Consider the following 16,210-nt stretch of genomic DNA (forward strand, 5'->3'; position numbering starts at 1 on the left):
ATCTGCACAAAAGCGGACAGGTATTCTCTTGCTTAAACACAACTATAAATAATTGATTTTCAGTAAATTAAATTAACTTTAGGCTTGCATAATTGAAAAAGTCCTTTTATGTTTGCATCGCAATAAAGCACAAAACAATTTTAAAACGAAGTAACATGTTTAAATTTCAAATCAACATATGTACAGTAATAGAACCAGGTTCTAGTGTACAGTATTTACTTCGCGACTTTCTTCACAAATAGATAATTAATTATACTATATATGAAAAAGTCCGAAGCAAAAACTTCGGATTTTTTTATGGTTTTTTTCTAAAGATTTTCCGAAGTGTTAGCTCGAGTACATTCGAGGTTAAATAGGAGTCAACCAAAGTTGAGTCCCTAAAATCAAACATCTCAAAATTAAATCATGGGAAATAAATTAAAAGGAAAAGACCTAATAAAATTAGGGTTTCCAAAGAATAATAGTATCAATATTGCTTTAGGGCAAATTAACAGATACCGGAAAAGAGAAAAGAAGGAACGTATTTTAGAAGAGGCTAAAGAAGTATTACTTGAGCCTGATAGATTTCAAGGAAATGCTATTTGGGGTAAAGTAGTAGAAGGATTACTAAAGCCTGTAGAAGTTCGTTTTCACGAATTAAAAAATACAAGAGCTCCTTTTACAATTTACGGAGAAAATGAAATAGATGATCAAGCAAAATATCAATTATATAACGCTTTAAAGTTACCAATTGCTGTACAAGGCGCTTTAATGCCCGATGCACACTCAGGTTATGGTTTACCAATTGGAGGTGTACTAGCTACTGAAAACACTGTAATCCCCTATGGAGTAGGAGTAGATATTGGTTGTAGAATGTGTTTAACTGTCTATCCGATAAAAGCATCTTATTTAAAAGGAAAAAGACATCAATTAGAAAGCATCCTTTCAGAACACACAAAGTTCGGTATGCGAGAAACACACAAGGTAAAACATGATCATGAAATATTTGAGCGTTCAGAATTTAAGGACATTCCTTTAGTTAAGCGATTAAAAACAAAGGCATATCAACAATTAGGAACCTCTGGAAGTGGAAATCATTTTGTTGAATTTGGAATTGTAAATATTACAGATGAGAACAATGAATTTAAATTACCTGCAGGCGAATATATTGGCTTATTAACGCATAGTGGAAGTCGTGGTTTAGGAGCAAATATAGCAAAGCACTATACCTATTTGGCAGCAAAACAATGTCCTTTACCCAAAAATGTTCAACATTTAGCATGGTTAGATTTGAATACACATGACGGACAAGAATATTGGTTAGCAATGAATTTAGCTGGAGATTATGCTAAGGCGTGTCATGATAATATTCATAAACGAATAGGAAAATTGTTAGGAGCTAAAGCCATTGCTAAAATTGAAAATCATCACAATTTCGCTTGGAAAGAACAAGTAAATAATCAAGAATTAATTGTGCATAGAAAAGGAGCTACACCAGCTAATAAAGGGCAATTAGGTATTATTCCAGGTTCTATGACAGCGCCAGGTTTTATTGTACGTGGTTTAGGTAATGAAGAGAGTCTTAATTCGGCTTCACATGGAGCTGGTCGTTTATATTCACGTAGAAAATGTAAAGAAAAGTTTACTAAAAGTGATATCAAACATCAGTTAAAAATGAACGATGTAACTCTTATAGGAGGAGGAATTGATGAAGCTCCAATGGCCTATAAAAATATTAAAAAAGTAATGGCAAATCAACAAGAATTGGTGGAAGTAATAGGAACATTTACTCCAAAGATTGTAAGAATGGATACTTAAAATGGAAACAAAAATAATACAATTAACAGCTGCTAAAGGACCTGCAGAATGTGCATGGGTTGTAGCCAAAGTGCTAAAAATATTCTTAAAAGAATTGATAATTAATAAGGTTGAATATCAAATACTTCATAAAGAAAACGGAATAGAAAATGGCACGATACAATCGGTAAGTATAAAATTAAATGGTAAAGAAATTTCGAATTTCTTAAAGAATTGGCAAGGGACAATTCAGTGGATAGGAGTATCTACATTTAGAAAATATCATAAACGTAAAAATTGGTATATAGGATGTTATGAATTGAATCAGGTTCAGCAAAATACAATTCATGAAAAAGAAATTCAATTTCAAGCTATTCGAAGTTCTGGGGCAGGAGGACAGCATGTAAACAAGGTAAGTTCAGCAATAAGAGCAAAACATTTACCTACTGGAATTCAGGTTTTAGTTATGGATAGCCGGTCACAACATCAAAACAAAAAAATAGCAGTAGAACGATTAAAAGAAAAAGTTTCGGAACATAATACAAATCAATTAAAAGAAGCTGTAAAACAAGAATGGGAAAACCATTTGAATTTAGAAAGAGGAAACCCCATTAAAATATTTACAGGTTCCGATTTTAAACAAAAAAGGAAAGAGAAATCTTTTAAAACAACACGTAATCAGTTGAAAACAGATTTACGCAAACAATTAGAATAAAATCATGGAAAACTATATAAACAACTATGTTTTTAAAGCATTAGACTCATTTTATTACGATTTAGAGGAAACAATGGAGTCTTTGAATTATGCTTTGTCTTATGACGATAAAAATACAATGGCATTAACATTAATGGGCAGAGTATATGCTGAAAAGTTGTATAAATATTCAGAAGCTATTGAGTATTATAAAGAGGTTTTAGCTATCAATATCAATGCTTTTGAAGTGTACTCACCTTATATCAATGTGTTGTTATGGAATGAAGATTTAAAAGAGGCGGAAGATTTTATTGACTTTGCATTAACAGTAAAAGGATCAGATAAAGCAATGTTGTATTTAAAGAAAGCTGTTGTAAAAGAACATCAAAAAAAATATAAATCAGCTTTAAAGTTTATCAAGTTAGTAAAAGAGCATAGCTATAATTCTGATTTCATGTATACTATTGATACCACTAAAGACCGTATAAAAGAAAAAATGCCTAATACAAAGAAGAAAAAGACAACTAAAAATAATAAAAAGAAGAAGAAAAAGTAAAATATTTTTAACTACGCAAAAAGATTGCGCAATAGTGCATAATATTTGCAGTGTAATTATGAAAAAGATCACGCCTAAGTGGGAAAATTGCAAAAACACCTCACTTTATAAAAGACTGAAGTGAGGTTAGATTTAGAAATAAGATTTTAAAAATATCAAGCAAGTCTTGTTGAGTGTTTCAGTATAGCACCATTGTATAATTCCGTACAGTATTTGTATTCGGTTATTATATGCAACTAGTCTTGGAGGTTTTGATTATTTACCAAAAATAATCAGCATTCTATGTACGGAGGTTCGAATCCTTCCATAACGAAAGTTATGTAGCAAAGCGGTTATGCAATAGAGAATTCCGTGTGGGTTCGAGTCCCACTATCCGTTAGGATATCGTCTAATTGGTAGGACACTAGATTTGGGTTCTAGAGAATTCGGGCAGTAAAGTGCCTATTATTTAAGGAAGCTCATCAACTTGTAAAACTGATGACCATTAACAAAAACGATATGTTTTTTATGAGTTCTTTCGAGAACACTTAAAAAAGAACTTTGAAATTTTTAATTTTTAAATAAGAAAGTAGTTCCTTTTTATAAATCAGTTGATTTCATATATGATTTCAATCCATTTTAAAAAACGAATTATAGCCTTTTTAAAAAGATCAATTTCCGTGCTTTCTTAAGCATTTAAAATATATCGTTTTTATAAAATCATTAAAAAAATAGAAAAATGAAAAGAATAAAAATTAACACAGGAAAAGTAGGATTGGTATTTAAAAAAGGAGAATATCAAAAAGTAATTACAGAGGGTACATATTGGTTGTATTTAAATCAAAACGTCATTATTTATGATTTAACAAGTGAGTTTATTGGAACTATTGCTATAGAAATCTTATTAAAAGATACAGTTTTAGCAGACATGTTAGATATTGTAGAAGTTAAGGATAATGAATTCGTATTAGTTTATGAAAACCATAATTTTAAAAGAGTATTAGAAGCTGGTAGGTATTTTTTTTGGAAAGGTTTAATTAATAGAACTTTTCAAAAAATAGACAAAAGCAAAATTTACATTACAGAAAATATAGATAAAGCGTTGTTTAGTAATTATCAATTAAATAAACATATTAGAGCTTTTGAAGTAGCAGTCTATGAAAAAGCCTTATTGTTAGTAAATGATGTATACACAAAAACATTAACAGGTGGAACTTATCGATTTTGGAGAAATGATACATCTATTAAAATTGCCAAAGCAGATATGAGACAATTGCAATTAGAAATAGCTGGACAAGAATTGTTAACAAAAGACAAAGCCAATGTAAGAATTAACTTTTATACACAGTATAAAGTAGTTAATATTGAAAAAGCTTTGTTAGATAATAAAGAGTATGAAAAACAATTGTACATTTTAATGCAATTGGCTTTAAGAACTTATGTTGGAGGTTATACCTTGGATGAATTGTTAGAGAAAAAAGAAAACATTGCTAATGCTGTATTTGAAGAGGTTTCTAAAAATACTAATCAATTAGGTGTAAAAATAGTGAATTGCGGAATTAGAGATGTTATTTTAACTGGTGATATGAAAGACATCATGAATCAGGTTTTAATAGCTCAAAAAAGAGCGCAAGCTAATATTATAACTAGGAGAGAGGAAACTGCTTCGACCAGAAGTTTATTAAACACAGCCAAATTAATGGAAGACAATGAAATGTTGTTCAAATTAAAAGAAATGGAATATGTAGAAAAAATTGCCGATAAAATTGGTGAAATTACAGTTTCTGGTAATGGCAATGTTGTAAAGCAGTTGAAAGAAATTTTTACGGTTAATAATTAATAAGTTTATAAATGTAAATAGAGGTATATATGTAAAAAAAAGGAGTTTTTGACAAAACTCTTTTTTTTCTTATATTAGAGAAAAATAAGATTATGTCCCTCAACATTAATAATTTAATTGACAAAAATCTTCCTTTAATAGAGAAGCTTACAAGGTCAAAAAAAGCAAGCACGAGTATCTGGAGACTCGTAGGATTAGACAACAAAGAATTAAGTGATGTTTACGAATGTAACAGACTTGGTGATGAAATGGAAGCCAAATCTTTAATAAAACGTAAGAGAGCAATGATTCTAAACCTTACCGCCAAAGGTAAAAAAATACTTAAAAACGGAGGTTGGTTAAAACATCAACGAGAACGTTTAAAAGAAAAAAATACGATTCTTGAACTTACAGAATCTTAAATAAATCCATTCTTTTTATTCGTAATAACTACTTTGATTTTCAAGTCGAAGCGTATGTTTAGTGCTTAAAAACAGTTAAAATAATCAGTTTTTGAATGATTATTTGATGTAAAGAATTACGAATATTTTTCCTTAAAACTACAAATTGTAGCAGTACTTGTTTATATTTGTAGCAAATGAGAAAAATATCAACAAATATACGCCATTTAAGAAAATTAAGAGGATTAACTCAAGAACAATTTGCAGAAAAACTAGATATAACAAGGTCTAGGGTTTCTTCATATGAAGAAGGAAGATCAGAGCCTTCTATAGAGTTTTTAATCACTATATCAGATTATTTTAAGCTACCTATTGATGTTTTAGTGAAAAACGATTTAACGTTTTCAAAAGAATCATCATTCATAGAAATTGGGAGTCAAAGAGTGCTTTTCCCAATAATGGTAGATAGCGAAGATGATAACTTAATAGAAATAATACCTACAGAAGCATCTGCTGGTTATTTATTAGGTTATGACGATCCTGAGTATATTGAACAATTACAAAGAATAAAACTACCTTTTTTACCGGTTGGTAAGCATAGAGCTTTTCCAATTAAAGGAGATTCTATGCATCCGATGAAAGACGGATCTTTTGTTGTAGCTCGATTTATTGAAAACATAAACGAAGTTAAAGATGGTGTTTCCTATATAATTGTTACTAAAAACGACGGAATTACCTATAAGAGAGTGTATGATAAAATTGAAGAGAATAAAACATTATTGTTAGTTCCAGACAATAGAAATTATCAAAGCTACAATGTTCCAATTTCAGAAGTTGTAGAACTATGGGAATTTACTTGTAGTATCAATACTCAAGAATACGACGAAAGAGATTTAAAAATAAGCAGTATCGCTACGATGCTTACGCAATTAGGTGTAGAATTAAAATCGTTAGCTCAATTAGAAAAATAAGTATCGATTAGACTATTTAAGCTTCTAAAGCAAAAGTATAAACGAGGGTTGAATTAACATTCAATCCTCGTTTTTTATTATCATCAATAGATACTATTTACTCATTCTCTTATCTGATTTTATCCTTAGGCAAACTTAGCCTTCAATACATTTTATTTTCTACACTTTTTTAGGTTTCTTGTATTTAATACTTTTCATCAAAGTAGTAAAAGTCCCCCGCTTTAATTAAAAATACTTTTCAATTTTTGGAAAGTATTTTTTTATCAGTACTCTTAAAATTATAGTATTTTCGTAGCAATAAGTTTTATTTCTATGTCAAAGTTACCTGGTACTACAGCTAGTATATTTTCTGTAATGTCGCAATTAGCACAACAGCATAATGCGATTAATTTATCACAAGGATTTCCAAATTTCCCAGTTGATGAAAGATTATTACAAATATCTCAGCGTTTATTAACTGAGAATATTCATCAGTATACACCTATGGCTGGGCTACCTTCTTTACTTCAGAAAATAGCTTTATTAACGCAAGAAAACTATCAAAGAAGTATAAACACTTCTACAGAATTATTAATTACATCAGGAGCTACACAAGGAATTTACACAGCAATCAATGCTTTGGTAAACCAAGGAGATGAAGTAATCATTTTAGACCCTAGTTATGATAGCTATGAGCCTTCAGTTTTAGTAGCAGGAGGGAAGCCAGTAAGAATTTCTTTGAATGACGATTATTCGCCAAACTTCAATCGAATAGAATCGGCAATTACTTCAAAAACAAAGTTAATTATTGTAAATAATCCACACAATCCAACAGGAAAAATTTGGAAAGAAGAAGAGTTTGAAGCTTTAGAAACTATTTTAGAAAAACATACTCATATTTTATTACTGAGTGATGAAGTATATGAGTACATTTCATTTAAACATTCACATATATCCGTAAATACTCGTCCTAAGCTAGCAAATAAAGCGATAATAGCATCATCCTTTGGAAAATCGCTACATGTTACAGGTTGGAAAGTTGGATATTTAATTGCTCCAGAATTTTTAATGAAAGAAATTAAAAAGATTCATCAATTCTTAGTTTTTAGTGTAAATAGTATTTCACAGCATGTTATTTCTGAATACTTGGATATTGTCAATTTTAATGAAGTAGCGGATATGTATGCTAAAAAAAGAGCTTTATTTCAAAACTTATTAAAAGATAGTCGTTTTGAGGTTTTACCTTCAGAAGGAACTTATTTTCAAATAGTCAATTATAAAGAAATCAGTACTAAAAATGATATGGATTTTGCTACAGATTTAATAACCAATCATGGAGTTGCTGCTATTCCTATATCTGTTTTTTATAAAGACGCAACCGATAAACAAATGCTTCGATTTTGTTTTGCAAAAACAGATGAAACTTTAATTGCTGCTGCAGAACGATTGAGAACTATTTAAACTAATAAGTTTCAATAAATACATACTGTATTTTTAAAATTTGATTATATATTTGTCATGTTAACTAATAACACAACAAATAAATGAAATCGTTTTTAGACAACTCTGCAGGATATTTAATTAATATGACAGCTCTTTTATTAAAAAGAGAACTAAATAGTGCTATTAAGTCTAAAAAAATCGATTTAACTACAGAACAATGGGCAATTCTTAATCGTTTGAATGAAAATTCAGCACTTACTCAAAAAGAAGTTGCAAAGATTACTTTTAAAGATAATGCTAACATTACTAGAATTGTTGATAAACTTGAAAAAAAAGGATTAATTGAAAGATTAGCTGACCCTAATGATAGAAGAGCTTGGAAAATTTCAATTACTAAAGAGGGTAAAAATATACGCAATCAAATTGAACCTTTGGCTATTGAAGTACTTAAAAAAGCCACTAATGGTTTAACAAATAAGCAAGTAGATGATTTCAATAGAACTTCTAACGTTATTCTTAAAAATCTTATGAAATAATTTTTTTTACATATATTTGTCATGACAAATATTGTTACAACAAAACAAAATCTAACATATTATGGACAAAACAAATATTATAAACGATTTAGACAGTAAGTATAGCAAGTCAACAATTGTTATACATTGGTTTACATCAATACTCATATTAACCTTATTTCCTCTAGGAAAATTTATGGAAGGGATTCCAGTATCTGAAAAAATATTAATGATAAAATTACATGTTATATTAGGAATAATTGTGTTCATACTTACGCTAATAAGAAGCTATTTATTCTTTACTTCGAAAAGACCAGAAAGCTTGAAAACTGGTTCAAAATGGAACGATAAATTGGCAGAATGGATACATAACGCCTTTTACTTTTTATTAATGGGAATTTCGATATCTGGAATTACTACAATGTTTATTGGAGGTTATTCAAATGCCTTACTAGCAGGTACTTTTGATATAATAAAAACAAATGACTTAAAACCATTAAAAGCTCACGGACTATTGGCTACCATAATGATGATTCTATTATTAATGCATGTAATTGGTGTTGTTAAACACTATATATTAACTAGAGAAAATACTTTAAAAAGAATATCATAAACATGAAAACAACAAACAAAATTGTACAGTTATCTACCGTAATACTCAATACAGCATTTATAGCAGCTATGTTATTTATAGCCTTTATACTAGTTCCATTTTGGAAAGCATCAGAACCACAAACATTTTTAAACTGGTTTTCTGTTTATAGTGGTAATATAGGAAGTTTTATGATTCCTCTTGGACCTGGAGTACTTATTTTGGCAATCCTAGCTTTAGTACTCAATAAAGAAAATAAAATGTTATGGACTTTAACTGTAATACTAACACTTATAAATGTTTTGTATTTTCCACTATATTTCTTACCGACTAATACATCTTTTGAAGAACAAGCAATAGCAATAAACAAGGTAGGTCCAGAACTTAATAACTGGTTAAAATATCATTGGCAAAGAACATTTTTTGCTCTTGGAGCTTTAATTACCTCAGTACTAGCTATATTTAAATCCTTTCAAAAATAGAAGGTAATGTAGCAATGAAGATAAACAATGCTTTTTTGAAAAAGAAAATGTAGATTTGATTTGTGAAGCATTTTAAAAACATACAAGATTATTGTAAGGCAATTAATATTCCACCTTCAAAGCATCCTTATTTTGATATTAGGAGCTTTGAAGAGAATATGCCTACAGTTGTTTCTAAAATGGAATCTTTTAAACACGAATTTTATGCCATTGCTATAAAAGTAGAAGGAACTGGGAAGGCCATTTCTGGACATCATACTAATTTCCCTAAAGGAGCTACCGTTTTTTTCAATTCACCTTTTCAACTAATCTCTTGGGATATACTTCCAGATTGGGAAGGCTATTATTTAATGTTTTCAAAAGAATTTATTACACAATCTAAGCATTTGCAACAGCTTTTAAAAGAGTTTCCTTTTCTAAAAATAGATAAGTCAATACCTTTTGAAGTACAACCTAAAGAGGTATCTAAATTACTGGCTATTTATGAAACAATACATGAAGAGCTGCAAAATTTAAAGGATGATTCTTTATTAATAATGGAAGCTCAGTTATTAGTATTACTTAATTATGTAAAGCGTTTTTTCAATGCACAAGTAAATAAAGAAGAAGCTTTGGAAGAATTTAGAAAAGCGGATGTAAATCTCTTATCACGTTTTCAAACATTAATAGAAACTAATTTCTACGAAAGCAGCATAACTAATAAAAAAGCACATTCTCCAAGTTTTTATGCTGAGAAACTTGCCGTACACCCAAATCATTTAAATGCTACAGTAAAACAAATTACAGGGCATACCGCAAAGAAACACATACAAAATCATATTTTACGTTTGGCAAAATCACGATTGCTACAAACTCAAATGAGCGTTAAAGAAATAGCTTATTCATTACATTTTGATGCTCCTAACAATTTCAATAGTTTTTTCAAAAAAAATACCTCACAAACACCAAATTCCTATAGAAAAAATCACTAATCTTTGATTTTTATACTTCTTAGTTTGATTTCATAAACTTTTCAGAAAAAGCCTGTCGCATCTTTGTACTATCAAAAACAAAGAGGTATGAGAGCAGCAATAATTTTAATTACAATGGTTTTCTTCATTGGATGCCAAAACACTGAAAAACAAACAAATATTATGAATGATACTAACAAAATTCAACAGACTATAAGTAACTTATTTGTAAATACAGATAATAAAAACTGGAAAGAAGTAGAAGAATTGTTTGCTTCTAAAGTAACTCTTGATTATTCATCTATGACTGGTAATCCAGCCTCAGAAATCACACCTAATGAAATTACAACTGGTTGGAAAACAGTATTACCAGGATTTGAATACACACATCATCAAATTGGAAATTTTATTACAAAAATAGATGGAAATAAGGCACATTCTTTTTGTTATGGTACCGCAACACATTATTTAAAAGATGATAATGGAAATATATGGACTGTTGTTGGTAGTTATGATTTTATCCTTAAAAACATTGAAAATAACTGGGAAATTACTTCTATGAAGTTCAACTACAAGTACCAAGATGGAAATAATATACTAATACAAAAAGCTATTGATAATGCTAAATCTAACTAAGATGAAAAGATTATTAATACTATTATTAATCGGGGTTTTTACATCATGTAGCAATTCTGAAAAAATAAAAAAATTAGAAATCGAATTACATAAGTTAAAAGAACAACAAACTAAGATTATGGATATAGCAACTAAAAATAAAACATCTGTAAAAGCTTTTTTTAAGGCTTTAGAAGATGAAAATATTGATAAACTGGTTGATTTATTTGCTGACGATGCAAAGCATATAAACCCATATCATTCAGGTATTTTTCCAGAAGGTACTTCAGGAAAAGATGGAATTAGAACCTATTGGACTCCTGTATTTCCAAATTTTGACGGTATGACTTTTCCTATCGAAGAAATATATGCAATGGAAGACCCTACAATGGTTTTTGTAAAATATTCAGGGAATATCAAATTAAAGAACAATGCTGGAGTGTATACCAATAATTATTATTCCACATTTAAATTTAATACTGAGGGTAAAATAACTGAATATGTAGAAATTTTTAATCCAATTGTTGCAGCTCGTGGCTTTGGATTACTAGAAAACATTAAATAAAACTAACAAATGAAAACATACATTTTAAGCTTACTAAGTGTTTTATGCTTATGGAGCTGTAAAACAGAGAAAAAAACAGAAGAAGTAAAAACTTCAACAAACAAAATAGCAATAAAAAAACAGGTAGAAATGAAAAAAGTAAATTTTAAAAGTGAAGGATTAAATTTAGTTGGAAATATTTATTATCCACCTAATTTTCAAATAGGAAAACAATATCCAGCTATTGTATGTTCTGGAAGCTGGACTACTGTAAAAGAGCAAATGGGAGGTTTATATGCTAAACGTTTGGCTGAACAAGGTTTTATTACCTTATCATTCGATTTTAGAAATTATGGAGAAAGTGAAGGAGAACCTAGAGCTTGGGAAAATCCAACAATGAAAATTCAGGATATTGAAAATGCAGTTGCTTACTTAAAAACCAGACCTGAAGTAAAAGGAGATGCAATTGGTGCTTTTGGAGTATGTGCGGGATCAATGTATACTTTAATAGCTGCTTCAGAAGACAACGATATTAAAGCTGTGGCAACCGTAGCTTCATGGTTACATGATGGAGAAGCTGTAAAATTATTTTACGGTGGAGAAGAGGGCGTACAAAAACGTATTAAAGCAGCTCAAGAGGCAAAAAAGAAATTTGCTGAAACAGGTGAGTTTACTTACATCAAAACGATTTCAACTACTGATGATACAGCTGCTATGTTTGGTGAATTTGATTATTATTTAAATCCAGATAGAGGAGCAATTCCACAATGGAGTGCTGATAAGTTTGCAGTTGCAACTTGGGAAGATTGGTTAACCTTAGATCCATTTCCATCAGCAAAAAATTTAAACAAACCTGTTTTTATGTTACATAGTGATGGTTCTGTATTACCAGATTACACTAAAAAGTATTTTGAAGAAATTAGCTCAGAAGATAAAGAACTGTTTTGGGTTGATACTGAAATTCAATCACCAATGCACCAGTTCATGTTTTACGATCAAGAAAAAGAAGTGTCTTTAGCTGTAGAAAAAACAAGCGCTTTTTTTAAGAATAAACTTTAATTCCCCTTAGTTTATATGTCTGTGAGAATTTAATATCTATTATTAAGTTCTCACTTTATTTATATAAAATAATTACAACTTATTATTCTCTAAATACTCTTTTAATTGGTTTCTATAGCTATTACCAACTGGTATTTCATGAGAATTGATCAACACACACTTACTATTGTATTGAGATATCTTTTTTAGTGGAATTATAAAAGATTTATGTACTCTAATAAAGTCTGAACTACTTAACTTTTCTTCTATTGATTTTAGTGTTTTTAAAGCTAAATAATAATTTTTACCACATACAATTTTTGCATAATCTTTCATTCCTTCGATATAGTCTATATCTTGTACAAATACTTTTACAAATTCATCTCCTTCTTTAATAAAAAAAGACTTTTCTTGATCGTTTTCTTTTGTGTTTACTTCCTGTGTATTGAATTTGAATCGTTCTATTGTCTTAGTAAACCGTTCAAACGATAACGGTTTTAAGAGATAATCAATCACATTCAATTCAAAACTTTCTATCGCATATTCAGAGTAGGAGGTAACCATCACAAATTGTGTTTTATTCTGGCTCAGTTTCACCATTTCTATACCTGATATTTGAGGCATAGCGATATCCGTAAAAACTAAATCTATTCTATTTTCATTCAAGTATTTAAAGGCTTCTACTGAGTTTATAAAAGTTTTAGCAATTTCAAACTCAGGAAATCTTTTTAAATAATGAACCAAAACATCGATAGCCAAAGATTCATCATCAATAATAATAACTTTATACTTTTTCATGCTTAAAAGTTAATTTTAAGTTGTGCTAAATATACATTGTTTTCACTTTCTAGTAATAATTCATGCTTCTTTGGGTAAGATAATTGTAATCTATTTTTTAAGTTTTCTAATCCTTTTCCTTGTCTTAAATTTTGATTAAAGTGTTGCTGATCTTGAATACTGTTTTTCACTTTAAATAGCAATGATTTATCGTCTACATCTATAGTTATATTTACAAATGAACTTGAATCATTTGTATAAAACCCATGCTTAAAAGCATTTTCTACCAAAGTAATTAATAGTAAAGGTTCTATGCTTATTCCTTGAGGAGTTCCTTCTATTTGTAAACTTATATTAGCTTGCTCTCCAAAGCGTATTTTCTCAATAGCAATATATTCGTTAATAAATTTCAATTCATGTTCTAATTTTACTTGTTTATGAACCGAATCGTCGGTTAAATAACGCATCATTCCTGATAGTTTTAAAATAGTATCTGAAGTTTTCGGATTGTTACTTAAAGACATACTATACAATGAATTAAAAGCATTAAATAAGAAATGAGGGTGTAATTGATTTCTTAATAGTTGACCTTTAGCCAATTCTAGTTCATTTTTTAATTTTTCATACTTATTAAAAAAATCTAGTCGATTCACTATTTGTATTAAAGCATAGAATAAAAAGGTTTTTCCTATGAATTCTGTAAAAAAATCAAAAGTTCTATTATTTAATATCTCATCATGAATTCTATATGATTTTGTTGCGGCCAATACTGCAATTATGCTTATAAATAGTATAATAAAACTTGTTTTAAGCCAAAACTTATGGTGCTTTAACACATAATAATAAAGTAAATAAGCAAGGATAGTAAACACAAAATATTCTACAGCATCGCATGTTAAAAAAAGCAACCAATAATCTGGTAATAACGACATTGTTTTATCTAATAACATTACCATAATAATGCTGATAAAAATTATATGAAAAGTTACTTTAAAAACTTGTATTTGTTTATCTGACAATTGAAACATAGCTAAACCTTAAAACTCTTTTGTAAAGATATTAAAATGCATTTCAGTTAAATCGATGCTCTTAGTAAGGTTATCTATCCAGAGTTTACGTTTGTCGATTTCATTTTTCTTGAGGTAAGAATAGAAATATGTTTGAATAGATTTTAATTATAAAAACATATAAAATGAAGGCAAAAATTATAGGGATTATAATTGCTTTATGCTCCCTTAGTACTTTTGGACAAAAACTTACACTAGAAAAAGCGTCCCCTTTTACGGCTGTTAAATGGGAAAATAATCAACCAATTGTACAATTTGAAAATGAATGGTATTCTTTTGAAAAACTAGACAATTTTACTAGAGATAAGATATTAAACTTTTGCAAAAAGGAATTTGGACATAAATGGAAAAAACGTTTTTCAGAAGACCTTGTAGAAGTTTTACAAGGGTTAAATTATACACCGAATCAAAAAGTACAACTAACTTTATCTAAAAAAGGTATTTCTAAGGAATATACTGGAGTGTTTACTGCTGAAAACAGAAAAAAATGTTTACTCTACAATAGAGCTCAAAAAAACTCTAAACCTGTTAAAAAAGCACTGAAAGAGGTAAGTAAAATGCAAGCCATTGATGATTTAAAACAGTTTAGTGATATTCTTAATAATAAATCATCCTATGCTCAACTTTCTAACTACGATTACAATACTGCTATAAAAAAACTAGCTGCAACTATATTAAGTAGTAATAAAGAAACTATAAGTATTGATAAACTGACGCATGAAATAGGTAAAATAATGGCTGAAATAGGAGATAGGCACTCATCTATAAAAAATGAAGCTTTTAATAGAAAAGCACATAATACGTATAATTTAAGGTTGCCTTTTGGTATTACAATTTTAAACGGAAAAGTTATTGCTGTTCAACAAAAACTTAATAATAAAAAAGAATATAGTTACTACAATAATGAATATCCTTACATTAAAAGTATTGATGGTATTGCTATAGAAACCTTAATGAATGACTATAATTATAGAAATAAAAAAGCTCCTAAAGAAGCAAAACTTACACGAGGAGCCAATGCTATTCAAAAGCTAGGTGCACTTTTATTTAAAAACAACAAAAACTGTTCTAAAACAGTAGAAGTAGAGTTTTCAAACAGTAAAAAAACTAAAAGGGAAACTGTTGAATTAACATTAGATAAAAAGGGATATGTCTCAAATTTAAGCGTTCATAGTTTTATTTCTATGATGAACATTCAAGCAGGACGTTTTAATGATACAAAGAAGCTGTTAACTGACAATATTGGTTACATTAAAATTCCAAGAATGTTTAATTATAAAAGAATTGAAGGATATGAAGACTTTTTAGAAAATACTATGAAGGAATTTTCAAATACCAAAGCTCTAATTATTGATGTACGAGATAATCCAGGTGGAAGAAGAGTTATTTTACAAACTTTTGCGAAATATATAGTACAACCAGCACAATCTCCTTGGATAGCCAATGTCGCGTATTTACGTACTAATAAAAAATTAACCACTGATGAAAGTTCAATGAGTAGTCGTTATTTAAATAGCTATAATTCAAATGAGTTTTCAGAGTCAGATAAAGCAGCAATAAATACTTTCAATAAAACTTATAAAACTACTCAACAATTTGATAAATCTAAATTTAGTAATCCTTTTTATATGGTTTTACGAAGTGGAAAAACTCCATATCAAAAGCCAGTATATATTCTTGTGAATGAAAACAGTTTTAGCGCTGCTACCGTATTAACTACAGCTTTTAAAGGGTTACCAAACGTAAAAATTGTTGGAGTTACTACCGATGGCTCTAGTGGAAATTCAAGAAAAGTGTATTTAAACAATTCTAAAATAAGAGTAAAAGTATCTACCATGCTATCTTTTCAAAGAAACGGAAAAACACTAGATGGCAATGGAACTGAACCTGATATTTATATTCCTGTTGATGCAACTCAAATTTTTACAGGTAAAGACACACAGTTAGGGGAATTAGTTACTTTAATTAATAAATAGGAGAGAAGTCTTATTTAAAAAAGGCGGGTAAAAAAC

17 protein-coding genes are annotated in these 16,210 nt (G+C 29.0%); 15 read left to right on the forward strand and 2 right to left on the reverse strand.

Annotated elements, in window-relative coordinates:
* Positions 1 to 405: 405 nt before the first annotated feature.
* The 14 genes from MHN29_RS14960 (at position 406) to MHN29_RS15025 (ending at position 12,375) form a co-directional block, all read left to right on the forward strand.
* Complete coding sequence (locus tag MHN29_RS14960) at positions 406 to 1,797, forward strand: RtcB family protein (protein ID WP_235275352.1); 1,392 nt, start codon at positions 406 to 408, stop codon at positions 1,795 to 1,797.
* 1 nt (position 1,798) lies between these two features.
* Positions 1,799 to 2,491 (forward strand): peptide chain release factor H, encoded by a 693-nt coding sequence (gene prfH, locus MHN29_RS14965; protein ID WP_235275353.1) that lies wholly within the window; start codon positions 1,799 to 1,801, stop codon positions 2,489 to 2,491.
* Between the two features lie 4 nt (positions 2,492 to 2,495).
* On the forward strand, positions 2,496 to 3,026 hold the full coding sequence (locus MHN29_RS14970) for a lipopolysaccharide assembly protein LapB (RefSeq protein WP_235275354.1): 531 nt from the start codon (positions 2,496 to 2,498) through the stop codon (positions 3,024 to 3,026).
* Positions 3,027 to 3,744: 718 nt separating this feature from the next.
* Positions 3,745 to 4,845, forward strand: coding sequence for a slipin family protein (locus MHN29_RS14975; protein ID WP_235275355.1), 1,101 nt, complete (start codon positions 3,745 to 3,747; stop codon positions 4,843 to 4,845).
* 92 nt (positions 4,846 to 4,937) lie between these two features.
* Entirely contained in the window at positions 4,938 to 5,246 is a 309-nt protein-coding gene (locus tag MHN29_RS14980; protein WP_235275356.1) for a hypothetical protein, read from the forward strand.
* 176 nt (positions 5,247 to 5,422) lie between these two features.
* Complete coding sequence (locus tag MHN29_RS14985; RefSeq protein WP_150898633.1) at positions 5,423 to 6,196, forward strand: LexA family transcriptional regulator; 774 nt, start codon at positions 5,423 to 5,425, stop codon at positions 6,194 to 6,196.
* Between the two features lie 312 nt (positions 6,197 to 6,508).
* On the forward strand, positions 6,509 to 7,636 hold the full coding sequence (locus MHN29_RS14990; protein WP_235275357.1) for a methionine aminotransferase: 1,128 nt from the start codon (positions 6,509 to 6,511) through the stop codon (positions 7,634 to 7,636).
* An 83-nt stretch (positions 7,637 to 7,719) separates the two neighbouring features.
* Complete coding sequence (locus MHN29_RS14995) at positions 7,720 to 8,154, forward strand: MarR family winged helix-turn-helix transcriptional regulator (RefSeq protein ID WP_235275358.1); 435 nt, start codon at positions 7,720 to 7,722, stop codon at positions 8,152 to 8,154.
* 61 nt (positions 8,155 to 8,215) lie between these two features.
* Positions 8,216 to 8,746, forward strand: coding sequence for a cytochrome b (locus MHN29_RS15000; protein ID WP_235275359.1), 531 nt, complete (start codon positions 8,216 to 8,218; stop codon positions 8,744 to 8,746).
* A gap of 2 nt (positions 8,747 to 8,748) precedes the next feature.
* A complete protein-coding gene (locus MHN29_RS15005; RefSeq protein WP_235275360.1) occupies positions 8,749 to 9,207 on the forward strand; it encodes a DUF1772 domain-containing protein in 459 nt (152 codons plus the stop codon).
* 62 nt (positions 9,208 to 9,269) lie between these two features.
* The gene (locus MHN29_RS18380; RefSeq protein WP_235275361.1) at positions 9,270 to 10,178 is read left to right on the forward strand and encodes an AraC family transcriptional regulator; all 909 of its coding nucleotides are present in this window, start codon (positions 9,270 to 9,272) and stop codon (positions 10,176 to 10,178) included.
* An 87-nt stretch (positions 10,179 to 10,265) separates the two neighbouring features.
* Positions 10,266 to 10,793 carry a nuclear transport factor 2 family protein gene (locus tag MHN29_RS15015; RefSeq protein WP_235275362.1) on the forward strand — a complete coding sequence of 176 codons (528 nt, stop codon included), beginning with the start codon at positions 10,266 to 10,268 and terminating at the stop codon, positions 10,791 to 10,793.
* A gap of 1 nt (position 10,794) precedes the next feature.
* Entirely contained in the window at positions 10,795 to 11,337 is a 543-nt protein-coding gene (locus MHN29_RS15020) for a nuclear transport factor 2 family protein (RefSeq protein ID WP_235275363.1), read from the forward strand.
* Between the two features lie 9 nt (positions 11,338 to 11,346).
* On the forward strand, positions 11,347 to 12,375 hold the full coding sequence (locus MHN29_RS15025) for an alpha/beta hydrolase (RefSeq protein ID WP_235275364.1): 1,029 nt from the start codon (positions 11,347 to 11,349) through the stop codon (positions 12,373 to 12,375).
* Positions 12,376 to 12,447: 72 nt separating this feature from the next.
* Here the strand turns inward: MHN29_RS15025 and MHN29_RS15030 are convergent, their stop codons facing one another.
* Positions 12,448 to 13,152, reverse strand: coding sequence for a LytTR family DNA-binding domain-containing protein (locus tag MHN29_RS15030; RefSeq protein ID WP_235275365.1), 705 nt, complete (start codon positions 13,150 to 13,152; stop codon positions 12,448 to 12,450).
* 2 nt (positions 13,153 to 13,154) lie between these two features.
* The gene (locus MHN29_RS15035) at positions 13,155 to 14,159 is read right to left on the reverse strand and encodes a sensor histidine kinase (protein ID WP_235275366.1); all 1,005 of its coding nucleotides are present in this window, start codon (positions 14,157 to 14,159) and stop codon (positions 13,155 to 13,157) included.
* Between the two features lie 164 nt (positions 14,160 to 14,323).
* Between MHN29_RS15035 and MHN29_RS15040 the strand changes: the two genes are divergently transcribed.
* Positions 14,324 to 16,174, forward strand: coding sequence for a S41 family peptidase (locus tag MHN29_RS15040; protein WP_235275367.1), 1,851 nt, complete (start codon positions 14,324 to 14,326; stop codon positions 16,172 to 16,174).
* Positions 16,175 to 16,210: the final 36 nt, after the last annotated feature.

The organism is Tenacibaculum sp. Cn5-46, assembly GCF_022347705.1.
Classification (GTDB): domain Bacteria; phylum Bacteroidota; class Bacteroidia; order Flavobacteriales; family Flavobacteriaceae; genus Polaribacter; species Polaribacter aiptasiae.